This window comes from Actinomadura rudentiformis, from assembly GCF_008923185.1.
Classification (GTDB): domain Bacteria; phylum Actinomycetota; class Actinomycetes; order Streptosporangiales; family Streptosporangiaceae; genus Spirillospora; species Spirillospora rudentiformis.
Genome location: NZ_WBMT01000005.1, coordinates 403,576 through 426,124, shown reverse-complemented (window position 1 = coordinate 426,124; position 22,549 = coordinate 403,576). Strand labels below are relative to the sequence as shown.

The 22,549-nt window shown below is 68.3% G+C and carries 23 protein-coding genes and 2 pseudogenes; 14 read left to right on the top strand and 11 right to left on the bottom strand.

The genetic code is table 11. The features are described from left to right. Positions 1-331 precede the first annotated feature (331 nt). The 5 genes from F8566_RS13405 to F8566_RS13385 all read left to right on the top strand — a co-directional run bounded on the left by F8566_RS13405 (position 332) and on the right by F8566_RS13385 (position 5,135). Positions 332-943 (top strand): hypothetical protein, encoded by a 612-nt coding sequence (locus tag F8566_RS13405; RefSeq protein ID WP_151560502.1) that lies wholly within the window; start codon positions 332-334, stop codon positions 941-943. A 341-nt stretch (positions 944-1,284) separates the two neighbouring features. Then, positions 1,285-2,103: a LysR family substrate-binding domain-containing protein gene (locus tag F8566_RS13400; protein ID WP_225993131.1), complete on the top strand. Its 819-nt coding sequence runs from the start codon at positions 1,285-1,287 to the stop codon at positions 2,101-2,103. Between the two features lie 678 nt (positions 2,104-2,781). After that, positions 2,782-3,351, top strand: a complete 570-nt coding sequence (locus F8566_RS13395; protein ID WP_192809660.1) for a YceI family protein — start codon at positions 2,782-2,784, stop codon at positions 3,349-3,351. 44 nt (positions 3,352-3,395) lie between these two features. After that, entirely contained in the window at positions 3,396-4,298 is a 903-nt protein-coding gene (locus F8566_RS13390; RefSeq protein WP_151560500.1) for an ABC transporter ATP-binding protein, read from the top strand. 123 nt (positions 4,299-4,421) lie between these two features. After that, positions 4,422-5,135 carry an ABC transporter permease gene (locus F8566_RS13385; protein ID WP_151560499.1) on the top strand — a complete coding sequence of 238 codons (714 nt, stop codon included), beginning with the start codon at positions 4,422-4,424 and terminating at the stop codon, positions 5,133-5,135. A gap of 247 nt (positions 5,136-5,382) precedes the next feature. On the opposite strand, the gene F8566_RS13380 is transcribed toward F8566_RS13385, so the two are convergent. Next, positions 5,383-5,742 (bottom strand): pentapeptide repeat-containing protein, encoded by a 360-nt coding sequence (locus tag F8566_RS13380; protein ID WP_225993144.1) that lies wholly within the window; start codon positions 5,740-5,742, stop codon positions 5,383-5,385. A gap of 104 nt (positions 5,743-5,846) precedes the next feature. Here F8566_RS13380 and F8566_RS51115 point away from each other — a divergent pair. After that, positions 5,847-6,001 (top strand): annotated as a pseudogene (locus tag F8566_RS51115) (transposase); the annotation flags it as partial. 394 nt (positions 6,002-6,395) lie between these two features. On the opposite strand, the gene metG reads toward F8566_RS51115, so the two are convergent. Next, positions 6,396-7,943, bottom strand: a complete 1,548-nt coding sequence (metG, locus tag F8566_RS13370) for a methionine--tRNA ligase (protein ID WP_151560498.1) — start codon at positions 7,941-7,943, stop codon at positions 6,396-6,398. 386 nt (positions 7,944-8,329) lie between these two features. Between metG and F8566_RS13365 the strand changes: the two genes are divergently transcribed. Then, the gene (locus F8566_RS13365) at positions 8,330-8,533 is read left to right on the top strand and encodes a cold-shock protein (protein ID WP_151560497.1); all 204 of its coding nucleotides are present in this window, start codon (positions 8,330-8,332) and stop codon (positions 8,531-8,533) included. A gap of 365 nt (positions 8,534-8,898) precedes the next feature. Then, positions 8,899-10,191, top strand: coding sequence for a DEAD/DEAH box helicase (locus tag F8566_RS13360; RefSeq protein ID WP_404800296.1), 1,293 nt, complete (start codon positions 8,899-8,901; stop codon positions 10,189-10,191). A gap of 278 nt (positions 10,192-10,469) precedes the next feature. Here F8566_RS13360 and F8566_RS13355 read toward each other — a convergent pair whose 3' ends face one another. Continuing rightward, positions 10,470-11,015, bottom strand: a complete 546-nt coding sequence (locus F8566_RS13355) for a carboxymuconolactone decarboxylase family protein (protein ID WP_151560495.1) — start codon at positions 11,013-11,015, stop codon at positions 10,470-10,472. Positions 11,016-11,127: 112 nt separating this feature from the next. Here F8566_RS13355 and F8566_RS13350 point away from each other — a divergent pair, with 112 nt between their 5' ends. Then, positions 11,128-11,931, top strand: coding sequence for a helix-turn-helix domain-containing protein (locus F8566_RS13350; RefSeq protein ID WP_225993130.1), 804 nt, complete (start codon positions 11,128-11,130; stop codon positions 11,929-11,931). A gap of 210 nt (positions 11,932-12,141) precedes the next feature. On the opposite strand, the gene F8566_RS13345 is transcribed toward F8566_RS13350, so the two are convergent. Both F8566_RS13345 and F8566_RS13340 read right to left on the bottom strand, forming a co-directional pair. After that, positions 12,142-13,101 (bottom strand): LLM class oxidoreductase, encoded by a 960-nt coding sequence (locus F8566_RS13345; RefSeq protein WP_151560494.1) that lies wholly within the window; start codon positions 13,099-13,101, stop codon positions 12,142-12,144. A 305-nt stretch (positions 13,102-13,406) separates the two neighbouring features. Further along, complete coding sequence (locus tag F8566_RS13340; protein WP_151560493.1) at positions 13,407-13,982, bottom strand: TetR/AcrR family transcriptional regulator; 576 nt, start codon at positions 13,980-13,982, stop codon at positions 13,407-13,409. Positions 13,983-14,107: 125 nt separating this feature from the next. Between F8566_RS13340 and F8566_RS13335 the strand changes: the two genes are divergently transcribed. Then, positions 14,108-14,515: a nuclear transport factor 2 family protein gene (locus F8566_RS13335; protein WP_151560492.1), complete on the top strand. Its 408-nt coding sequence runs from the start codon at positions 14,108-14,110 to the stop codon at positions 14,513-14,515. 212 nt (positions 14,516-14,727) lie between these two features. On the opposite strand, the pseudogene F8566_RS52930 reads toward F8566_RS13335, so the two are convergent. Then, positions 14,728-15,567, bottom strand: a pseudogene (locus tag F8566_RS52930) (IS30 family transposase); the annotation flags it as partial. A gap of 332 nt (positions 15,568-15,899) precedes the next feature. Between F8566_RS52930 and F8566_RS13325 the strand changes: the two are divergent. After that, positions 15,900-16,604, top strand: coding sequence for an alpha/beta fold hydrolase (locus F8566_RS13325; RefSeq protein WP_264159310.1), 705 nt, complete (start codon positions 15,900-15,902; stop codon positions 16,602-16,604). Positions 16,605-16,655: 51 nt separating this feature from the next. Here F8566_RS13325 and F8566_RS49830 read toward each other — a convergent pair whose 3' ends face one another. The 5 genes from F8566_RS49830 to F8566_RS51090 all read right to left on the bottom strand — a co-directional run bounded on the left by F8566_RS49830 (position 16,656) and on the right by F8566_RS51090 (position 18,742). Next, positions 16,656-16,823 (bottom strand): hypothetical protein, encoded by a 168-nt coding sequence (locus F8566_RS49830; protein WP_192809659.1) that lies wholly within the window; start codon positions 16,821-16,823, stop codon positions 16,656-16,658. Beyond that, positions 16,820-17,389, bottom strand: coding sequence for a dihydrofolate reductase family protein (locus tag F8566_RS13320; protein WP_151560491.1), 570 nt, complete (start codon positions 17,387-17,389; stop codon positions 16,820-16,822). The genes F8566_RS49830 and F8566_RS13320 overlap by 4 nt, the downstream gene beginning before the upstream one ends. A 336-nt stretch (positions 17,390-17,725) precedes the next feature. Beyond that, positions 17,726-18,049: a dihydrofolate reductase family protein gene (locus F8566_RS51100; RefSeq protein WP_264159309.1), complete on the bottom strand. Its 324-nt coding sequence runs from the start codon at positions 18,047-18,049 to the stop codon at positions 17,726-17,728. Positions 18,050-18,080: 31 nt separating this feature from the next. Continuing rightward, positions 18,081-18,224, bottom strand: a complete 144-nt coding sequence (locus tag F8566_RS51095) for a hypothetical protein (protein WP_225993127.1) — start codon at positions 18,222-18,224, stop codon at positions 18,081-18,083. Then, positions 18,221-18,742, bottom strand: a complete 522-nt coding sequence (locus tag F8566_RS51090; RefSeq protein WP_225993126.1) for a hypothetical protein — start codon at positions 18,740-18,742, stop codon at positions 18,221-18,223. Before F8566_RS51090 ends, F8566_RS51095 begins: the two co-directional genes overlap by 4 nt. Between F8566_RS51090 and F8566_RS51085 the strand changes: the two genes are divergently transcribed. The 3 genes from F8566_RS51085 to F8566_RS13300 all read left to right on the top strand — a co-directional run bounded on the left by F8566_RS51085 (position 18,741) and on the right by F8566_RS13300 (position 21,368). Beyond that, the gene (locus F8566_RS51085) at positions 18,741-19,076 is read left to right on the top strand and encodes a hypothetical protein (RefSeq protein WP_264159308.1); all 336 of its coding nucleotides are present in this window, start codon (positions 18,741-18,743) and stop codon (positions 19,074-19,076) included. The two genes, F8566_RS51090 and F8566_RS51085, sit on opposite strands and share 2 nt — an antisense overlap. A gap of 402 nt (positions 19,077-19,478) precedes the next feature. Continuing rightward, positions 19,479-19,907: a DUF4352 domain-containing protein gene (locus F8566_RS13305; RefSeq protein ID WP_192809658.1), complete on the top strand. Its 429-nt coding sequence runs from the start codon at positions 19,479-19,481 to the stop codon at positions 19,905-19,907. A 282-nt stretch (positions 19,908-20,189) separates the two neighbouring features. Next, positions 20,190-21,368 carry an outer membrane protein assembly factor BamB family protein gene (locus F8566_RS13300; protein WP_151560489.1) on the top strand — a complete coding sequence of 393 codons (1,179 nt, stop codon included), beginning with the start codon at positions 20,190-20,192 and terminating at the stop codon, positions 21,366-21,368. Positions 21,369-22,549 lie beyond the last annotated feature (1,181 nt).

The window sequence follows — 22,549 nt, the reverse complement described above, 5'->3', positions numbered from 1 at the left end:
CCTCGCTCATGGTGAGCCGTCCGGTGTCGACCGCGGCCTCGATCCACCCGGCCGCTCCCGCACCCGGTCCAGGTTGGTATGGATAGTGGCGCCGAGGACCCCGGCGGCAGCGACGATGTGAGCATCGACAGCGGAAGGCCCGCCCGGTGGTTGCGGACGGGGCAGGCAATCTGAGGCGCCAGCATCACGGGGGCGATGCAGTTCAGGCACAGCCAGACCGGCGGGACGGTTCGTCGTCGCAGATACGGCCGCATCCGCCGTGGTCGGGGCAACCGTTGAGATCAACTGAACGTCCTACCTGTGTTCGATGATCACTGAATAGGGGTAGTCGATGGGGTTCTTCAACAGCGTGCCCGAGGACGAGGACGAGGTTGCACGTCCGAGCTGGCGTGGGCCGGACGACACGGTGATGGGCGCGATCCTCCCGCTCAACCTGGTGCTCGGTGCCAACGAGGGGGCGGCGGTGGCCTTGCGCGAGATCATTGTGCACCCCGAGGGGGGAATGCTGGACATCTACGCGGTGGCCAGGCGTGCCGACGCGAGCGCGCGTCAATGGAAGGCGATCCGCAGCTCCATGAACAGCGGCTGCGAGCGGGCCGAGTATACGAACGCCGCGAAGCGGAGCCTCCGGCTGGGAGTGCTATTTCGCGACGGGAGCCGCGCGACCACCGTCGACTGTCCGGTGGACCTGCGGTTCTCCGATGATGACGAGGAGCCCAGGCCGCCGATCCTCGGCCTGTGGAGGCACGCCGAAGATCTCTCGACCGATGAGCACGAGTACGTGAGCATGCGTTACTGGCTGTGGCTTTGGCCGCTGCCCCCCTCCGAGCCGTTCAAGCTCATCGTTGAATGGCCTGCCGCCGGCCTGGAAGAAAGCGCAGTCGAGATCGATGGTGCGGCCGTCAGCGAGCTGACGGCGTACACCCGCAACTACTGGAGGTGACTCGGTGCGGCGATAGCATCCCGGTGACCTGAAGCACGACCGCGGGGCGGTGACGTGTCCGTGGGCGCCGGTGCCCAGGCACCGGTAGACCGGCCGGTACGGCACGCTGGCGGTGGTGTTGGAGCGCGTCTTGCCGCCCGGGCAACGGTAGATGCCCGACCCCAGCCACGCCCGTCATGGCCCACAACCCTCGCCGAGGCTGTCAGGCCGGAAGGTAGGCGGCCAGCGCGGCTTCGAGTTCCCGGTCTAAGTTGCTCCCGTTCGGACTCGGCGCGGCCCAGCAGGTGCGCCGCCCGCGCCAAAGCGCCACGCAACGCAACGCAACAGCCACCGAACCACCAGTGCGCGCCAAGTCTTCCCCGACGGCCGGCAAGCCATACCGCCAGCGTTTTGCTGCCACCTCGCTGATCTCAGACTGCCCGGAGAGCAAGATCGGGCGGCGGCTGCGCGACGACCTCCAACAGGCCTACGACCTGATCCAGAGCGGCCTGGCCCGCGCCACCGCCGCCGCATCGAGTGTCCACGGCACCCTGCGGCTGGGCGTGATGGGCGCGCTGGGACACGAGTCGCGGCCCGTCATCGAGGCGTTTCGCGCCCGCCACCCGGACTGCGAGGTGGAGATCACCGAGTTCCACTTCAGCGAGCCGTTCGCCCGCCTGCGCTCCGGTGAGGTCGATGTGCAGCTGATGTGGCTGCCGGTCCGGGAACCGGATCTGACCGCCGGACCGGTCGTGCTGACCGAAGGCCGCGTGCTGGGGGTCGCCGAGGGCTCCGACCTCGCGTCACGCGAGTCGGTCTCGATGGAGGATCTCGGCGGCCGTACGCTCCTCAATCCCGGAACCCGGACACCGGACTACTGGATCGAGGCCATGCTGCCCAAGCACACGCCCGGCGGTCGTCTCATCCCGCGCGGCTCGACGGCGCGGACCTTCCACGAGGTGCTCGCGCTCATCGCGGCCGGACAGATCGTCAGTCCCCTCAACGCCCACGTCGGCCGCTACTACACCCACCCCGGGGTCGCGTACGTGCCCATCCGAGACGCCCCGCTCACCGAATGGGCTCTGGTCTGGCCCACCACGAACCAGTCCCCACCACTACGCGCCTTCGTCCAAACCGCACGCGACCTCGGCCCCCGCCCCATCAACAACGACACCACCTGACCGGCACCGACGGGCGCCGGCCGGGTGAGCATTCGAGGTCGCCCGAGCAGCAGCGGCGCCTCCTCCTCCTCCGCGGTCGATCAGGACGGCCAGCAGGCCAGGCTGTCGGCTGCGGAGCTCGCACGCCGTCTGGATGAGGCCCTGACCCCGCGCCTACCAGGAACCCGCCGAAGCACTCAACACGCCATCGTGAGCCACACGCGGACGGGGTGTGGATGGCACCTGTCAGCTGCGGCACGCGCAACCGTTGTCGGCCTGGCCGGGACGTCGAGCCGGTCGAGGCGCCGGCGGCCTTGATCAGGCCGCTGGCCGACCAGTACCGGCGAACCGACCCGCCTTCTGGTTGGGCTCCTGCGACGTACCTCGGCGATCGAGATCATGCAGCGGCTCGGCGTCGACGCGCCGCTGGGACCCCGCACCCTGGACGCGTTGCTGCCCGACAAGTCGATCGAGCAGCGATCGCGATCGGCGCGGACGGCGCGCATACGGACATCATGGTCAGCGCCAGGGGCCCGGTGACGAACGGCTTCTGTCTGCAGCGCTGTGCACCCAGCGACATCGGCCGGCGGCGTCGGCGCCAACACCGACTAAAGTCTGCCCACCCCCCGACCCCGGGCGGGGTTGTGGCGACCACGCGGCCGATGCGGCATCTGTGCCGCGACGGCGATGCTGCGTGGCATGACGTTCAACCGCGATCACCCCCCCACCGAAGCCACTGAACCGTCCGTTCCCGGACCGACCAGCGTCGGCGTTCCCGCAGCCGGCGACTACCGCATCGACCCCGAATCCTCCGCGGTCGCCTTCACCACCCGGCACTTGTTCGGCCTGGCCGCCGTGCAGGGCAGCTTCCACCTCCACGACGGCCATATCCACGTCGCCGACCCGACGCAGGAATCGTGGACCCGAGCGGCGATCTCCGCCGCGAGCGTCCAGACCGGCAACCCCAACCGGGACGCCTCGATCCGATCTCCCCGACTACTGGCCACCGCCGACCATCCCGACATCACTTTCACCTCAAGCCGGCTTGGCCAGACCGACGGCCACTGGGTGCTTCACGGTGACCTGTCGGTACGCGGCATGAGCCGCCCGATCCAAGTGCACATCGACGACGTCCACGCCGGCGAGACCCGAATTCGCCTGCACGCCACAGCGCGGGTCGACCGCCACGCGTTCGGGATCACCAGGTACCGAGGACTGGCCGCCCGGCACCTCACGCTGCGGCTGGACGTCATCGCCGACCGCACCTGAACCGACCAGCCAAACACATGGCGACAAAGAAGGGACAGGCGCCGATGCCCGTCATCGAGGTCGACCAGTTGCACAAACGGTACGGCGCGAAGGTCGCGGTCGAGGAGGTGTCCTTCACCGTGGACGACGGCGAGATCTTCGGCATCGTCGGCCCTAACGGCGCCGGCAAGACCACCACCGTGGAGTGCATCGAAGGCCTCCGCCGACCCGACCGCGGCCGCATCCGAGTCCTCGGCCTGAACCCCGAGCGTGACCGCGCCCAGCTACGCCAGCGGCTCGGCGTCCAACTGCAAGAAGCCGAGCTGCCCGACAAGCTCACCGTCGCTGAGGCCATCGACCTGTACCGCTCCTTCTACCGCCACCCGGCAGACCACACGGCGCTGCTGGAGGCCCTCGGCCTGGCCGACCAGCGCAAAACCCGCTACCGCAAGCTGTCCGGCGGGCAAAAGCAGCGGCTGTCGATCGCGCTGGCGCTCATCGGACGCCCCGAAGTCGCAGTGCTGGACGAACTCACCACTGGGCTTGACCCGCACGCGCGACGCGACACCTGGGCATTGATCCGCACCATCCGCGACCAGGGCGTGACGATCCTGCTGGTCACCCACTTCATGGACGAAGCCGAACGGCTGTGCGACCGCCTGGCCCTGATCCATTCCGGCCGGGTCGCCGCCCTCGACAGCCCAACCGGGCTCACCGACCGCGTCAACACCGAACAACGGCTGCGATTCCGGCCCTCCGCGCCGCTGGCCGACCAGTTGCTGACCACGCTGCCCGAAGTCACCCGCCTCACCCGCACCGCCGACGAGGTCATCGTCACAGGCACCACCAACCTGCTCGGCGCCGTGACCGCCGCTCTGGCCCGCGACAACATCGTCGCCGAACGACTACGGGTGGAACGCACCAGCCTTGAGGACGCCTTCGTCGCGCTCACCGGCCAGCAGCCGTGACCACAACGCTCCAGCAGCCCTCAACACCAGGAGAGTCCAGCCGTGCCGCCAGTCCTGTCCCCAGCCGTGCCCACCGCCGCCCATCCCGATCCCGCCCGGCCCAGGTCGGCGCTCGGCAAGCTCATGATCACCGAAGCCAAACTCCTGCTGCGTGAACCGATCACCCTGTTCTGGAGCGCCGCATTCCCGGTCATTCTCCTGATTGTCATGGGGCTGGCCTCATCCGCCACGCAGGCCGACCTCGGCGGCCTGCGCCTGATCGACACCTACCAGCCGATCCTGATCGCCTTCGCCGCCACGGCCTTCGCCGTCCAAGGCATGCCCACCGCGCTGGCCACCTACCGCGAGCGGAGAATCCTGCGGCGCCTTGCCACCACCCCCGTCGGGCCGGCCCGCGTGCTCGCCGCCCAACTAACCGCCAACCTTGCCCTCATCCTCACCGCGACGGCCGCAATCATCACCACCGGCCACCTGGCCTTCCACGTGCCCCTGCCCGGCAACGGCCTCGCCTTCCTGCTCGCACTCATGCTGACCGCCACCGCGATGCTCTCCCTCGGCCTGCTGGTCGCCGCGCTGGCCCCCAGCGGCCGCGCGGCAGGCGCGATCGGAGCCGTCCTTTTCTTCCCCATGATGTTCTTCGCCGGCCTTTGGATCCCCAAAGCAACCATGCCTCACGTGCTGCGGCAGATCAGCGACTTCACCCCCCTGGGCGCCGCCGTCCAGGCACTGCAAGACAGTACGACCGGCCAGTGGCCAGCCCCCGTCGCGCTAGCGATGCTGACCGCATACGCCATCATCTTCGCCGCAGCCGCAGCCAAATTCTTCCGCTGGCAATAAACACCACCACAAACCTCAACTTCACCGGCGCAATCGCGCAGCAACTGGACCTGCACCGAGCCGACCCGGTCTTGGCCGACGTGCCGTCGCGGTGGTTGCCAGCAGGCACAGCCGGACCTTCGCCCTTGCCATACAAGGTTTTCCCGGCGGTGCGCGGCGACCATGGCATCTCGTTCAGCTGGCGGATGAGCGCGGCACCCGGCGTCGCTGAGTCTGCCGCACTCGAAGGCGGGCATGCCGGCCTGCCTCATCGTTGCCGGGTCGCCGCGGTCGGCTGCGAAGTGCCACTCCTCAGTGGCGGCGATCGCCCGCCAACACCAGGCGATGCCACGGCGGCGTTGGTGATCGCACTGTCCAGGCTGGAGCGTTTGAGATCGAGCGTGCTCAGGTCGCATCCGCGTAGGTTCAGATCGGCACCGGTCAGGTCGGCACCGGAGAAGACAGCGCCGCGTGCGGAGGCTCGCGACAGATCCGCGCCGGCGAGGTCGGCGCCGGCAAAGACCATCTTGTCGAGGTCCAATCCGCGCAAATCGGCGCCGGAAAGATCGAGTTCCTCGTCCGCGTTGTCGGCGCGCCACTGGTTGAAGACGAACGGCCCCTGTCTCAGGATCCCGATGACCTTCGCCGTCCCCCTGCCACGCCAGCCTCCCCGTCGAGCCGCCCCACCTGCTCAGGATCATCGGCGGTGGAGGTGACGCGCGCGTCGAGGGCGGCGGCAGCCGCGGGTGGTGCGCGGGCAAGAAGGTGGCAGGCCGCAAGCGGCACCTGATGGTCGACTGCCTGGGTTGTCGCTGGTGGTGCTGGTCACCGCCGCGAGCGTGCAGGACCGTCACGCCGCCGTAGCCGCAGCTCCAGGAACTGGAAGTACACCGTCACCGCGGCCGCTCGGGCCGGTGCGGGTGGAGGGCTTGGCTTCTCGCAGCACCTTGCCGAAGTAGGAATCGGCGTCGGCGGGTTGCATCTCCCGCAGCGGGCCGCCCGAAGGAAGAGCCCGTCTGACGACGGCGGGCGCTTCCTAGAGATCTGAGGGGATGTCCCGCTCCATGCCGTCATGCGCACAGCACGCGGCGGGAAGCCCTTAGCGGGAACGAGGGGCAGGGGCGCAGCAATGCGGTCCCGCTAGCTGTGTGATTTGGCGGCTTCAGCTGGAGGCTGAGCGCCTCAGTTGGCGGCGCAGGTATCCGCGTTGATGCCCGCTGGTGAGCCGAGGCGCCTTAGTTCGCACATAGTCATGCTTTCTGTCACCGGCCGATGGAGGACTTACTGCTCTGGCCCGGCCGGAGTGTCTGATGTGGGTGCGGTCAGCCGGTGGAAGGTGGGTGAGGGATTGGGGAGTTGCCCGGTGTGGGGTGTGCATTGATGGGCGATGCGGCTCGCGGCGTCGGGTAGGAAGGGCTCCAGGTGGTCTGCGGCCTGCTGGCAGGTTCGCAGGAGTGTGGCCAGTACGGCGTCCAGCTGGCCGCTGGCGTCTTCGTCGCCTGCGCGTTCGGCCTTGGCCAGTTCCCAGGGGCGAACGAAATTGATATGGCGGTTGGCCGCATCGACGATGTTCCAGACTGCCGTGGTGGCGCGGCGGAAGTCGAAGGCGGTCAGCGAGGCGTCGATGAGCCCGGGTGCCTGGCGGATCGCCTCTTCCAGCTCGTTACTTCCGTGGGCCTGTTGGGTCCCGGTGGGGACCTGTCCGTTGCGGTAGCGATGGATCATGGTGATGACGCGGTTGACGAGGTTGCCCAGGCCGTTGGCGAGTTCGTCGTTGGCGCGGTGGACGAGGCGGTCGAGGGTGAAGTCGGCGTCTCCGACGCGGGGCACTTCGCGTAGCAGCCACCAGCGGACGGCGTCGGTGCCGTACTGCTCGGCGAGCGCGACCGGGTCGACGGTGACGCCGCTGGATTTACTGATCTTGCGGCCGTCGGCGGTGAGGTAGCCGTGCACCAGGATGTCGGTCGGCAGTGGCTGTCCGGCCGAGAGCAGCATGGCGGGCCAGTAGACGGCATGGAAACGGAGGACGCCCTTGCCCAGCAGGTGGACGCGGCGTTGGGCTCCGGTCCACCAGCGCTGGTGGTCCTGGCTTGCGGTGCCGTAGCCCAGGGCGGTGAGGTAGTTGCCCAGCGCATCCCACCAGACATAGATCACTTGGCTCGGGTCGTCGGGCACGGGGATGCCCCAGCCGTGGGCCCGCGCGGCGGATCGGGAGATGGAGAAGTCCTCCAGCCCGCCGGCGATGAACGCCAGGACTTCGTTGCGGCGTTCGGCGGGTTCGATGCGCAGCTCACCGGTGGCGATGAGGTGGTGGAGCCGGTCGGCGTAGCGGGAGAGGCGGAAGAACCAGTTCTCCTCCGACACCTGCTGGGGGACGGTGCCGTGCTCGAGGCAGCGACCGTCGCGGAGTTCGGCGGGGCTGTAGAACTGCTCACAGCCCACGCAGTACAGACCTTCATAGTGTCTGCGGTAGAGGTCGCCGGAGGCCGCGCAGGCCCGCCAGAACCGCTCGACCCCGGTTCGGTGCCGGGGGTCCCGGCTGGTGCGGATCACATCGTCGACCGACAACGACAGCGGTCCGGCCAGGGCGACGAACGCGGCCGCGTTGTCGTCGACGAACGTGGAGACCTCGACGCCCGCGGCTTCGGCGGCCAGCACGTTCTTGAGCGAGTTGTCGTCGGTGCCGGTCTGGAGACGGACGCGCTCACCGCGGCGGCGATGGTGACGAGCCAGCACGTCCGCCTGGACGAGTTCCAGCGCGAACCCCAGGTGGGGCCGTGCGTTGACGTAGGGGATCGTGGTGGTGATGTAGGTGTGCGGTGTGGCCATGGGAACCTCCCGGTGGACCGGGGCTCCGACCGCAGACACCAATCGAGGCCCCGTGAACAGGGCCTCGGAAACGATCGTCCGTGCAGCGTCAGCGGCCCCGTGAGCGGGGCATCCTCACCTGGCATCCGGACGTGTTCATATGACGGATTCTAACGGAATCGCCCAGCCGTAGGCGGGCCAGGGCGCGCAGCGCAGCCCGTACGCGGTCTCGATGGCGATCGGCACCTGCTAGAGTAGGGACCAGTTGCGGTTCCCATAGACATTTTGTGCGCGCCTGACGGTTCAACCTCAGGCGCCTTTTTGTTGCTCTGGATCTTCCGGATGGGCCCATCGCGGCACCCGGCCGTGCACGGTGTACGGCCGGGATCGACCAGAAGGAGATCATCATGGCCACCGGTACCGTCAAGTGGTTCAACGGCGAAAAGGGCTTCGGCTTCATCGAGCAGGACGGCGGCGGCGCCGACGTCTTCGCCCACTACTCCAACATCGCCGCCTCGGGCTTCCGCGAGCTCCAGGAAGGCCAGAAGGTGACGTTCGACATCACCCAGGGCCAGAAGGGCCTCCAGGCGGAGAACATCGTTCCCGCCTGAGCTCCGAACTGACGGCGTCGCGGCGGGCCTGGTCTGAGCCGGCCCGCCGCGTACGTCGCCTGATCCACCGGCACCGTCACCACGATCGCTGCCGTGTTCACCCGGCCGGGCCGCATTCCTGTCGCCCGCCGTCTTCCGGTTCGTTCTTGCGAAATCCTCCGCTCGCCTCTGCGAGCCCTGGAGCACTCCTCGAAACGCGCCGTTTCGAGGAAGGTTCCACTGCCATGTCCCGCAGCACCCGGCGGCCCGCACACGGTCGCTCACCCCGAGGTAACGATCAACGCACGTCTCCGAGCGGCGATTTCGCGCTTCCGAGATCCTCAACGCCGTCTCTTCCCCCGGTCTCGGCGTTCTCCGACCTGGACATGCCGTCGGCCCTGCTGACGACGCTGGCCCGGCATGGGGTGACCACCCCGTTCCCCATCCAGGCCGCGACCCTGCCGAACACGCTGAACGGCCGTGACGTCCTCGGCCGCGGCCGCACCGGCTCGGGCAAGACCCTCGCCTTCGGTCTTCCGCTGCTCGCCCGCACCGCGGGCAGCCGCGCTGAACCTCGACGGCCTCTCGCCCTGGTCCTCGTTCCGACCCGGGAGCTCGCCCAGCAGGTCACCGAGGCCCTCACCCCTTACGCCGACGCCGTCAGGTTGCGGCTGACCACGGTGGTCGGGGGCATGTCACTGCCCCGCCAGGCGAACGCGCTCAAACGCGGCACCGAGATCCTGGTCGCCACCCCCGGCCGCCTCGTGGACCTGATCGACCGCGGTCACTGCCGGCTGGACAAGGTGGCGATCACCGTGCTGGACGAAGCCGACCAGATGGCCGACATGGGCTTCCTCCCCCAGGTCACCGGCCTCCTCGAGCAGGTCGCGCCCGGCGGTCAGCAGATGATGTTCTCCGCGACGCTCGACCGCAACATCGATCGGCTGGTACGCCGCTTCCTCAACGACCCGGTGACCCACTCGGTCGACCCCTCGGCCGGAGCGGTCACCACCATGGAGCACCACCTGCTCCACGTCGCGGACGCCGACAAGCACGACACCACCGCGCACATCGCCGCCCGCGACGGCAGGGTCATCATGTTCGTCGCCATGAAGCACGGCGCCGACCGGCTCGTCCGCAAGCTGGCTTCCCAGGGCCTCCGCGCCGGCGCGCTGCACGGCGGCAAGTCCCAGTCCCAGCGCAACCGCGTCCTGAACGGTTTCCGCTCGGGTGAGGTCGACGTCCTGGTCGCCACCGACGTCGCGGCCCGCGGCATCCACATCGACGACCTGGACCTCGTCGTCAACGTCGACCCGCCCGCCGACCACAAGGACTACCTGCACCGCGGCGGCCGCACCGCCCGCGCCGGACGGCCCGGCACCGTGGTCACCCTCGTCCTGCCCTCCCAGCGCGGCGACATGAACCGCCTGATGACCACCGCCGGCATCGTTCCGCACACCACCAGCGTGCGCCCGGGCGACACCGAGCTGGCCCGCATCACCGGCGCCCGTACCCCTGCCCACACCGCCGCCGGAACGTCCCTGGCGACGACAGACCGCACGCGGGCACATCGCAGTACCCCTGCCGGGGCCGCCCCGCGCAGCAGGAACGCCCAACGGCACCGTCCCACCTCCCCGGGACGCCCCGCACGACGCAAGACGTCCTCACAGAACACCTGACGGACACCCCGTTCGGCCTCTGCAGGCATCTCTTCATCGGTTGATCAGGCAGCTGGCTTCACCTGGTGGCAACCGGACTTTCGAGGAGTTCGCCGCCTAAGTGAATCATTAGGCCACGGAGGCGTGCCGCGTCAGCTGACGCACCAAAGCACGAGCTGACACATCGTCGGCGTCGTGGTGCTGGCTCACATGGGTCAGCGCCAGTGGTTCACCGTTCGTCGGCCCGGCCGGCCCGCCGTGGTGACGTGCGACCGCGGCATCGTGCACGGGGATTCCGGCTACTTCCACGCCTGCGGGCGCAGGAGCTCGTCCAGTTCGATGCGGCCGGCGAGGTTGTCGACGAGGCCGACCAGGGTCGCGAAGGCGCACTCGGTGACCAGTTGCAGCAGGTCGGCCGGCTGCAACCCGGCATCGAAGGCTCGCCGTACCACCTCCTGCGGCACCGCGCCGCGCTCGACCACCAGCGCCCTGGCGAAGGCGTAGACGGCCGCCTGGACTTCCCCGCGGGGCTCGGTCCCATCCCGCATCGCCTTGATGTCCTCCTGGTCCACGCCCAGACCGCTGAGAACCGTGGAGTGGAAGGCGACGCCGTAGGCGTTGTCGACAGCGACCCCGACGGCGACTCCCGCGATCTCCCGGTGCACCGGGTCGAAGGAGTCACCGCCGACGGCGCGGCGCAGCCCGTCGAAGCCCGCCAGGAGCGTCGGGCTGGCCGCGATCGCGGCCGCGAAGTTCGGGACGAAACCGAGGTCGGCCGCGATCCCGTCGAGGATCGGCCGGGACGCGGCCGGCACGGAATCGGAGGTGAGGATCGGGAGGTGCATCGGAGCTCCTTGGTAACGAGTGGTGATGCACAGACCCTCTCCCGCCCCGCGCTCGGCCACGATTCCCCCGGAGGGAAGCGCCGCGGCTCACGCGCGGCCGTAGGGTCGGCTCATGTCCGCGACGATGACCGAGGTCTCTTTCGGCACCCTGGTTCGCTACTGGCGCCGCGTACGGGCGATGAGCCAGCTCGATCTCGCGTCGGCCGCGATGACCACCCCGCGCCACATGAGCTTCCTGGAGACCGGCCGGTCGAACCCGAGCCGGGAGATGGTGCTCCGCCTGGCCGGCGCGCTCGACGTCCCGCTGCGCGACCGCAACGGCCTGCTCCTGGCGGCCGGCTTCGCTCCGCTGTTCCCGCATCGCAGCCTCGACGATCCAGCCCTCGACCGGGTCACCATGGCCGTCGGGCGGATGCTGCAACAGCACGACCCGTTTCCCGCCATCGTGCTGGACCGCGGCTGGGACCTGCTGCGCGCCAACCGCGGCGCGGCGCGTCTGTTCGGTGAGCTGATGGCTCCCGACCCGATCCCCGACGGCGTCAACGTGCTGCGCCTGATCCTGGAACCGGGCCCGGTCCGCGACGGCATCGCCAACTGGGACCAGGTCGCGCCCGCGCTGCTGGAGCGCGCCCGGCGCGAAGCGGTGGGCGGGGTGCTCGACCTGGCGACCGCCGAGCTCGTCCAGGAGCTGCGGGCGCGGCCCGAGGTCGAGGCGCTCACCGCGGCGGCACCGGCGCTCGCGCCGCTGGTCCCGGTCATCGACGTGCACTTCCGCCTCGGCGACGATCGCCTGCGGTTCTTCTCGGTCGTGTCCAGCATCGGCACACCCGTGGACGTCACCGCCCAGGAATTGCGCGTCGAAGCGTTCTTCCCCTCCGACGACGAGACCGCCGAGCGCTGGCGGATTCTGACCTGACCTGTACGAGAACGGAACGGATAAAGCCACGCCGCTGCCGCGTGCGCCAATTCGGGGGCCTGGGCGATCATGGGCGCGGGGCTCTGGAGGATGAGCTGGCGCAGGTCGGCGACGCGTCCGGAGGTTCCAGGGATGCCCAGGCGCCTGACCTGGTCGGCCAGGGTGCGTGATTGAAGCGGCCGACCAGTGCGGTCAGGGGCTGGAGCGTGGTCAGAGGTCGCGGACGAAGAAAGCGTTCCGCCTGCTCGGTGTAGATCCCTGCCGGGACGCTGACCATCTCGGCAACTCTGACACCGGTCCCGAGGCGATCCCGTCACATGATTTCGGCCTCATGACGGGTCGGACGGGTCGGTGCGCAGAATGGTACGCGGTTGCCTCAGCAGCGGGGCGAAGGCTCTTTCGGCTGCGCCCAGCAGAGTGGCATGTCGAAGGTCGCACTGTGACGATGTCGATCTGGCCGGCGCGAGCGACGGCGGAGGACGCCATCAGCCCGGACCGAGCGGCGCGACTCCAGTCAGGACGGTGATGGGCGTGGCCCTGCTGGTTCAACTGGGGAGCCAGTCGTTCCAGCTGGTCGACCGTTGATTTCAGGTCGGGTGCCAGGGGATGGAGGAGCACGTGGTCGGCGCCGGCCTCCAGGTGTTCGTGGAGGCGCGTGGCGATGGCCTTCTCGTCTCCCCATGCCAGGGTGGCGTCGATGAGGCGATCGCTGCGGTCGTCTGCCAGGTCGTCGTCTCCGTACCCGAGCCGGCGGTAATTCCTGGTGTACGGGGTCTCGATATTTCTCATCCCCTGGGCTAGGAGGGCGCGCATCTGTCCTCGGGACGAGGTCGCGTTGGTGCCCAGGACGAGAGTCTGGTGCGGGATCAGTAGTCCTTCAGGTCCCAGTGCTTTGCGGGCAACCTCGGTGTGCTCGACCGGCTGCATGAAGGGATGCACTCCCTCTGCGCGCTCGCGGGCGAGCCGGTGTGCCCTGGGCCCCAGTGCGGCGAGCACCCGGGGGTAGCGCACGTCGGGCAGGATCCGGCTGGCGGCCTTGTCCATTTCGTCCAGATAGTCCTGCAGCCGGGTCAGGGGACGGTCGCCGCCGGCCCCGCCGAGCCCGAGGATCACCCTGCCCGGATACGCCTCGGCGAGGGTGACCGCGCCGCCGTGCATCGCCGTGAGCATGCCCTGAGCCCGGTGGACTGGACTCCCCGCCGTAGAGCGTGGTGACCGGCATCAGATCGATCTCCATTCAGTTCACCACTCCGAAGTCGCCCTGGCCGCCGCTCAGAGCCGAGAACGGGTCCGGCTCGGAGTCCTGGATGCGTGCCGCAGGCTGCCAGCCTTCGTAAGTGAGTCTGAGCCTGGTTCTGGCTCAAAGTCGGTGGAGTAGTAACGGGGAGTGTTTGCCGTTGGTTGCTGTCGGCGGACGGTGGCCAAGGCTGCATCCCTGCTCCGGCCCGGTCGTGGGCCAAACGCCGTCCAGTGGCTCAGCCGGGCGCAGTTGATCCGCTGAGGCCGTGGCGAAGGATCTCCAGTAGGCGGCGCACCCGGTTGGCATCGGTTTGTGAGACCGCGACCGCGTTCGCGAGGGCCAGCACCTCGGCAACGGTGAGGTCCGTGCGGACGGCGCCCGCCTCTTGGGCTTTGGCGAGCAGCTTCTCCGCGGTCGAGGTCAGCGAGGCGTGCCAGCGGTCGAACAGCTCGGTGCGCCGTTCGCCGTCGCCCTGCGTGCCGGCGAAGGCCAGCGTCCGCCTGGTCGCTACGTGGACGGCGAAGGTTTCCAGCCAGGTGAAGAACGCCTCACCGGAAGCCGGTTCACACATCAGAGCAGCGCCTTGGTCGCAGAGCGCGGCGACCTCGTCGGCGTAGACCGCCATGAGCAGGTCACTGCGGGTCGGGTAGTGCCGGTAGAGGGTCGCGTTGCCGACGCCCGCCCTCCGGGCGATCTCGTCCAAGGCGACGTCCGGGCCGCGCTCGTCGAAGAGCGCCCTGGCCGCCGCTTTCAGCAGCCGGGCGTTCCGCTCGGCGTCCGCGCGGCGTGCCCGTCCGGAGGGGGCCGTCATCCCTGCCTCCCTGGGTTGCCAAGCGGGGATTTCCCCGTTTAGCTTACCGGGAGGCAATAACCGGGGAGTTCCCCGTTTCTTTCCCGGCGAGGGCGAGCACCTGCCGGGCCGTCCCAGGAGGAGCGATGGCGTTCACCGCCGACGACCGCACCGCGATCACCGAACTGATCTCCATGCACGGCCACCTATGCGACAGCGGGGAGCTGGATCGGCTGGACGAACTGTTCACTTCCGACGTCGTCTACGACGTGTCCGAGTTCGGACAGGAGCCCTTGCTGGGCGTCGCGGCCTGCGCCGCCACAGGACGTGCCTTGGGCGAGCTCAATCCGGTCGGCCACCACGTCACCAACGTCGTCCTCACCGAGGCCGCCGAGGGCCGGGTGCACGCGCTGTCCAAGGGGATCGGCGTCAACGCCGACGGCACCACCGGGAGCGTGACATACGAGGACACCGTCCTGCGCACCCCGCAAGGCTGGCGGATCAGCCACCGGAAGGTCCGCGTGCACCACACGCCCCTGGGCGGACGAGGCTGAATCTGCTCATCCAGGAACTGATCATCAATCAGCGGCCGCGAGGTCGTCGTGCTGCATGCCTGCAGGGGCAGGAACCCTGTGGTGTCGATCTGCTGTTCCCTCACCTGAAGGGCATCCAGGTCGATGACGTCGCCACGACGGAAGAAGGTGTGGTGGGCGGATTCCAGGAACTGACGCAACACGCGGTCATTCGACTGTTGCGACGAGCTCAGCGGGGTTTGCCAGTGGAGGACCTTGCGGGGGCGGTTGTTGGGCTCGGCCGCGACGGCGAGGTCTTCGGCGGTGTGGACTGACGGGTCGGTGCCCTTCGGGCGGTATTGGCGGAGCAATCCGTGCGTGTTCTCGTTCGAGCCGCGTTGCCAGGGGTTGGCCGATCGCAGAAGTAGACCGGGATGCCCGTGGTGCGAGTGGACTCGTCGTGTCGGTGCCCTGATCCGAGGTCAGCGAGCGGGCGAGGTCGGCGGGCAAGTCGGCGAAGGCGTGCAGGAGCGCGCGTGCTCGGCTGTGCGTCCGTGGGGCAGATGGAGGAACGTGACGTACCGGGTGGTGCGCTCGACCAGGGTGCCGATGGCCGACCGGCTGCCCTGGCCAACGATGAGATCCCCCTCCCAGTGTCCGGGCACCTGGCGGTCATCGACGCCAGCGGGCCGCTGGCGAGTTGGGCTGTCGCTCCAGGCCGCCGCGGTGCGGTAGGTAGATCGCCTGGTAGATGGTTTCGTGTGCCAGGTGCCGGGTCCGGCTCGTCGGAAAGCGATGCGTAGCGCCTGGCTGATCTGCTCCGGGCTTCAGCGCCGGTTGAGGCCTTGCTGGATGAACGTCTGCAGCTCCGGGTCACGCCGGATCTTTCCGTCCTTGGACCGCGCTCGTCGTACAGCCGCGCGACGCTGAGCGTGGAACGGGCTGTACTTGCCGGTGCGTGGGTCGCGGTTCCGGCGCACTTCCCGGCTGATCGTGGAGGGGGCGCGGCCGAGCTTCTTGGCGATCGCGCGTAGCGAGTTGTTGGCGTGAAGCATCTCGGCGATGACGATCCGCTCGTCCTCTGACAGGAACCGCGCGGAGATCCGAGAAGTGGCCCCATCTTCCGTGCTCGACGCGCCTCGGTCATGGCAACACCCCCACGGGTCAGGTTTGCGATCACCCTGAGAACCCAAGTTGGTAGGGGGGCCAAGACCTGCGCGTAGAGCCAGCGTCCAGGTGCGGACGCCGCCCGCGGCCTTGACCTAGAAGCCTGCGATCCAAAGGACGTGGTTCGGCGATCACTAACATTGCACGTCATGGAGCTGACAGAGCGTTTCGAGTGGTGTGGAAGGCAGATCGCCTGGGGGCGCACAGGTGCTGGTCCAGCCGTGGTGTTCTGCCATGGCACGCCGTTCTCATCGCTGCTGTGGCAGCCGTTCGCCAGGGCCTGAGCCGCGACTTCACCGTCCACCTTTGGGACATGCCCGGATACGGACGCTCCTCCAAGCTGGAAGGGCATCCCGTCGATTTCGGCTCGCAGGCCGATGCGTTCGCGGCGCTGCTTGCGCACTGGGGCCTGGACCGGCCGCACGTGATCGCCCACGACTTCGGCGGCGCTGTGTCCCTGCGCACGCATCTGAGCCTGGGCGTCGATTACGCCTCGCTCATGCTCGTCGACGTCGTCGCCATCCCGCCCAGCGGCTCTCCGTTCTTCAGGTTCGTGCAGGACCATCCTGACGTCCTGGGGCAGCTGCCGGGCTATATCCATACCGCCATCGTGCGGGCCTATATTCAGGGCGCGAGCCACCGCCGGCTGCGCGATGAAGATCTCGACGCCCTGGTGCAGCCGTGGACCGGAGAGGGCGGCCAGCTGGCCTTCTATCGGCAGATCGCCGACTATGACGAGCGTTTCCTCGAAGAGAACGAGCAACAGCTGGGCCGCATCGACATCCCGGTACGGATTCTGTGGGGCGCCCGCGACACTTGGATCCCCCTCGACGTCGCCCGGCGATTGCAGAGCTTGATCCCCGCCGCCGAGCTCTCGTTGATCGACGACGCCGGTCACCTGGTCCACCATGATGCGCCCGTCCCCCTCATGGACGAGATCCGTAGCTGGCTCACCTCGCGTTGAGGTGCCCGAATATCGCGCGAACCAGTACACGACCGCCCAGCCGCCCTCAACTCACGACATCCCCCACCAGCCGTTACCGACGTCCCCGCTCCGCAGTCCACCGTTCACCAACCCGAACCCCATCGGTTCCATGGCTGGGGTGAGCGCCGGCAGCACCGCCAACGCCGCCGTCTCCGCCCACAACTCTTCGGCGTCGGGCAGTGTGATCTCGTCCGTCATGAATCCGTGCCGGTGCGCAGGCTGGGTCGGTACCGTACGTTGACGACCGACGTGGGGTCGTCTTCGCCGACGCGGTGGAGGCGGATCGGCTCACTGCCGGGGTTGTCATACAGCCGTACGCCCTGGCCGAGCAGGACCGGTGCGATGTGCAGGTCGATCTCGTCGATCAGTCCCAGTTCGAGAAGCTGACGGCCGATGGTGGGCGAGAACACCTCGAGGTTCTTGCCGCCGGCCGCCTCCAGCCCGATCCGCACCGCCTCGGCCGGCCCGCAGTTCAGGAACGTGACGTCGTCGGCGGGCGTGGCGTCCTCGGGGTGGTGGGTGAGCACGAACACCGGTCCTTTCCAGTCGCCGCCGTAGGGGCGAGCGCCAGGCATGGCGTCCCATCCGTCCCGCCCTCCCAGGACAGCACCCGTGGTCTGGACGTATTCATCCGCCAGGCCCGGCCTGGCCGTCCCGGTCATCCAGTCCATCTCGTGGTTCGGCCCTGCCACGAAGCCGTCCAGTGACATCGTGAAGTGCCAGAGCACCTTCCCGCCCGCGGTCTGCGGCTCGGTGTCGTTCATTGGTCTCCTCCTGCGATCATTGGTCGCCTTCTGCGATCTGGTTTGCGGTTCATGGTGTTCACCGACGCCGACCGCCGCGGACTTTCCGCCCTGTTCTGGTCCCCACCTGAACCTGTACGGGAAGTTCGAGGTGAACATGAGTCAACAGCTCGCCCCCGGGCCCATGCCGGGGCTCGACCTCGACCACGCCAGCTGACCATCCTGGACGGCCACCGGCGCGTCCGCGGGCCCTGGCCGCCGCCGCGGGCCCTGGCCGCGACCGTGGACCCTGGCCGCCGTCGAGGCCCCTCGGTCGCATCAGCGGCGATCAGCTTGTGAAGCCGACTTGCGTGGTTTTCAGGGGCGACCGTAGTGCAGCGTGACCGCACCCGTTGTGGGGATGGTGGTGGTTCCGGCGAGTCGCCATGCGGATGCGTGATCGTTGGGGAGCAGACGCAGGCCACCGCCGAGGGTCACGGGCACCACCGTCAGGTAGAGCTCGTCGACCAGGTCTGCCTTGAGGAGCGCTTGGATGATGCTGGCGCTGTTCAGGACGAGAATGTCCCGGCCCGGGGCGGCCTTGAGTGACCGCACCTCTGCTTCGGGGTCCCGGGCCACCTGGGCGTTGGTCCATTCCGTCTTCTCCAGATCGGCTTGCTGCAGCGTCGTGGAGAACACCACCTTCTCGACGGTGGCGAGCCAGTTGCCCAGATCACGGGTTCGGGCCGAACTGCTCGGGGTCCTTGGTCAGCCCAGGCCATACGGAGGTGAAGCCCTCCCAATTGGTCCGGCCCACGATCGCTGTGCTCGCGCCGCGCCAGATCCCCTCATAGAAGACCTCACTCTGTGAGCTCATGAGTGCTCCATGGCCCAGCTCATGTCGTCATCAGGTCCGGTGCTGCTGTACCCATCGATCGACACGACAGCGTCGGCGATGACAGTGCGCTGCGATCCAGTGTCCTCGGTCATGGCGGGCTCCGTTTCATTGGTGGCGTCCTCGGTAAAACAGTGTCCGCTGGACGCTGTGTATATTAGACACAGTTTGCGAACGGCGACAAGCCCGACGTTCTGGAGGCGCGATTTGGACCGCACAGGTGAGTTGCTGTGGGGGCTACGGCGACCACCGAGCCGCGGACCCAAGCCTGTGCTCAGCGTTGACCGCATCGCCCAGGCCGCGATGGACATCGCCGACGCCGAAGGACTCGCCGGGATCTCCATGAGCGGGTGGCCGCCGAACTCGACTTCACCAAAATGGCGCTCTACCGCCATGTCAAGGGGAAGGACGAGCTGCTCGCCATCATGATCGAGTTGGCCGTGGGCGACCTGAGACCGCCACCCGTGGCTGCCGGGCGCCACCGTCGGCGACAGGATCATGGGCCCAAGAGAGGTCGGCTGGACCGAGGCCGCGGTCGCCGCGCTGGCCGGGACCGGGCTGAGCGGTGCCGAACAACTGGACGCCGTTCTCCTGCTCAGCGGCCACGTCCGCAACACCCGGTCGAGCACAGCAGCCGGCACCCAGCCATGGACAGCCGAGCGGCGGCTCGACCCCGCCATCAACGCCCTGCTCGATGACCCGGCCGGCCGCTTTCCCGCGCTGACCGCCGCGATCACAGCCGCCGGGACCCCGTCCCCGGGCAGCAGCCGCGAGTTCGGCCTCCAACGCATCCTCGACAGCCTGGAACTCCTCATCACCCAACGCTCCCGCTGAACCCGCAACCCCCTCGTTCAAGGTGACGAGCGCATACAGCCGAAACCCACCCAGGCGATCCAACCGCTCGGGCAGTCAATCTGCGGTGCCGGGTGCTGAGCTCGGAACGATCGGAAGGCGGCTCAATCTGCTCATCCGACAGGAACCGAGTCGCCATCCCGCCACCTGACTTGCGGATCGGTCATCGTGACGTCATGTCGGCGAGATAGAGAGCCACCGACCTCGTCCAGCCACTGTCGAGAGCCGGTGCTGCTTTACCGGCTCTGCAGATCATGGAGCGACGCACCGCTACCGGGCATGCGGTGCGGCTGCGACACTCCCTGTGTGATGCGCATGGCCGCGGCCGTCCTTGTCCTAGCCACCGCCCTGGGTTGCTCGGCTCCGGAGACGGCAGGACCCCACGTGACCCCTCCGGGTCAGACCTCCCCAGGGAGCAGCAGGCCAACCCCGTCCCCAAGCCTGGTCGAGAACAACGGCACTCTGGAGTCCCCACTCAGTGACTTCAAGGCCTCGGTCCTCGGCGTGTCGTGGGCCACCACGCTCACCGATCCGCAGAACGGCACGACCAAGCCCAAGGGCCGATACCTACTGGTCCGGCTGGCGCTGCGCAACATCACCAAGCATCCGACGCATCCGCCAGCGCATCTGTCGCTGCACACCGCCGACGCCTCAGAGTACGCACCCGAATGGGACCAGACGTTCGGTCAGACCGTCCTGGTCGGCCGCGGCAAGGTCAACGACCTCAACCCCGGCGCGAGAACGACCCTCGTCCTCGTCTACGACATCCCCGCGGGCACCAAACCCAAAGCCGTCGCCGAACTCAAGCTCTAGTGCACTCGACCATGCCACACCACACCGATGTGACATGGGTCCCGGAAACACGTCCACCAAACGTGGATACCGCCCGACTGGTTCTTACGGACATGTTCTGGCCGACTTATATAAGAGCAGCGGCCCCACTCCGGTGAAGCACATCCATGTTCGCGTGGGATTAGGCCCCACGCACCTGGAGCTGAGCGTTCTGACCCTTTTGCGCGATCGGAAGCATTCGGTGATCCTTACAGCCAGGCCAACACGGTCGGGGTGAAGCGCGAAAGGAGCCGTATCGGCGCCATGGCCAATACAGGAGTTCACGGTTCCAGCCGGGTGCGGGTGCGGTGGCGGTTCGGCGAGAACACCAGGCTCACCCTGGGGCCGGTGCTGGCGGGCGACACGGTGCTGGTCACCGATGCCGAGGGCGTGCTGCACGCGCTGGACGCCGCGTCCGGCTGCGAGCGCTGGCGGCACCGGCATGACGCGGCGGCGGCCGGAGTCGCCGCCGGAGGCCGCTGGGTGTTCGTCGAGAGCGACGGTGACCTCTGGTCGCACGATCGGCAGACCGGAGAGATCGCGGACGGCGCGTTCTCCGAGCTGAACGGCAGGCCGGTGCAGGTTCACGGCGACGTCCTGTTGCTCCAGCGGAGCGGGAGGCTCGGCGCTGCGGACATACCGTCCATGGCAGAGATCTTCACAACCGGCGAGCACGTGCTCAACGCGCCGGTGGCGGTCGCCGAAGGAGTGGTGGTCGCCGCAGACAGGTACGAGGGCAATGTGTCCACCGGCGGGCTGCGCGCCTTCGACGCCGCCACCGGACGGTCACTGTGGTCGGTGGAGTCCGACGACTTCGAAGACGCGGAAAGCGAGCCGGTAGCCATCCCCCCGTTCCATCCGGTCGCCGCACACGGACGTGTCTGGGTCGCGGCCGTCCGTGGCTCGACATGGGATGACGAGGAGGAATGGTCCCGGTGCGAGTTGGCCGGGTATGACCTGCGCACGGGCGAGCTTTCGTTCCGCCGGGCCGTGGGGCCGGCGATGGGCGGGCCGTGCTGTGCCGTCGCCGTGGCGGGAGACCTGGTGTTCGTCGTCACGGCCGAGACGGACGCGCCCGCGGACTACCTCACCGCGTTCGACACCGGCGCATCTTCCCTGGCCGTCGAACTGACCGCCGTGGACGTCGCGCGATCGGCCGTCGCCTGGAGCCAGCCGCTACCGGATCTGCCGGTGGGCGCGCCGGTGGTGGCGGACGATGTGGTCCACACCTTCACTCGTGACGGGACCGTGCTCGGCCACGACGTCGCGAGCGGCGCCACCCGCTGGTCACATGTGGTGGACGAGCCGCCCGGTGCGTCGGTCGAACGCGAATGGGGTGAGGGCGTCACCGAAGAGCCGCCCCGCCTCGTGTCCGGCGCGGGACTTCTGTTCGTTCAGACCGCGACCGGATTGCTCGCCCTGGAGCCTCCGCAGACATCGTAGGTCCGCCTGCACCGCCTCAAGTGATCGCTAGGTTCGAAGACGCCCTGCCGGTGGCCTCGTCAGGCATCTCCCGTCCAACGGGGTGAGGCCAATTTACGCTGGTGACCATGGAGCGCCGAAGATCGGCAATGGGGCCAGAACTCGCTGAAGGGGGCCACTTCTCGCACATGAAATCGCCCGACCTTCATACAGCCCCACGCTACGTCCACGTCCATCACCTCGGGCAAGGCGGCAGGTTAAGACGACAAGCCAAGCGTTGACGGTCGGGCTCTTGTGTGGATCGCCTGACTGGCCGCGCTCCGCTGACCTTGGTGACGTCAGGCCAGAGCCGCGCGGAAGACACTGTCCGGGAGTTGTCTACGTCTTCGTCTACGTGCACGTCACCCCAATGCGCGCAGACGCGTGAGGTGGACGTAGACAAACCGTCAACAGATGCCGCGCCGCCAATGTGGCATTGGCCGATCCGCCCAACAGTGCAGGCAGGCGGCGCCGTCCAACGACGCGAAGGTGGTTCGAGCCAACCTGCGGACGCCGGGGCCGGGGATTGGTTTGGTCGCGGCGGCGACGGAATGGGCAGCGGTTTTCGTCGCCATGGCATGGTGTGGCTTGCATTGCTCCGTGTCGTAATTCCTGCATCGTTTGGTGTCGTCAGGGGCCAGGTTTCGGCGGCGGACCACTGCCCGGTGAGTGAGGCGGAATCGGCGTGGACGTCGCGTCTTCGATGTCCCCGCGGCGTTCCCGAGAGCGGATAAGAAGCGGCGCCAGCCGCGTCCGCGCGGTTCGGCTCTTGACCGTCCCCGCCGGCACCCCCATGGCCTGCGCGGCGTCGTCGACCGAGTAGCCCATAGCGCGATGAACCTGAACTCGGCCGCGGACGCGCAGCCATGTGGTGATGACGCCAGCGGCCGTTGCCACCACCGCTGCCGTGATCAAAGCCGGGTCGACTGCTTCCTTCGCCCGGCCACCCGCGAGGAACCCCGCAGCTTGCCGTCTGTCACCCGTTGAGTGCCAAAACAGCGAGCCGGCGTGACTCTGATTGGGGAATTGGCCTGACTTCGCGCGCCGGTTTCAGCTGTGGACGGCCGCGCGGCGCGTGGGACCGGAACGACCTCGGGAGAGTTGACCTGGGGTGATGCGGTTCCGTAGACCGGACAGAGCTGACGTTCCGTCCCATCATTCCC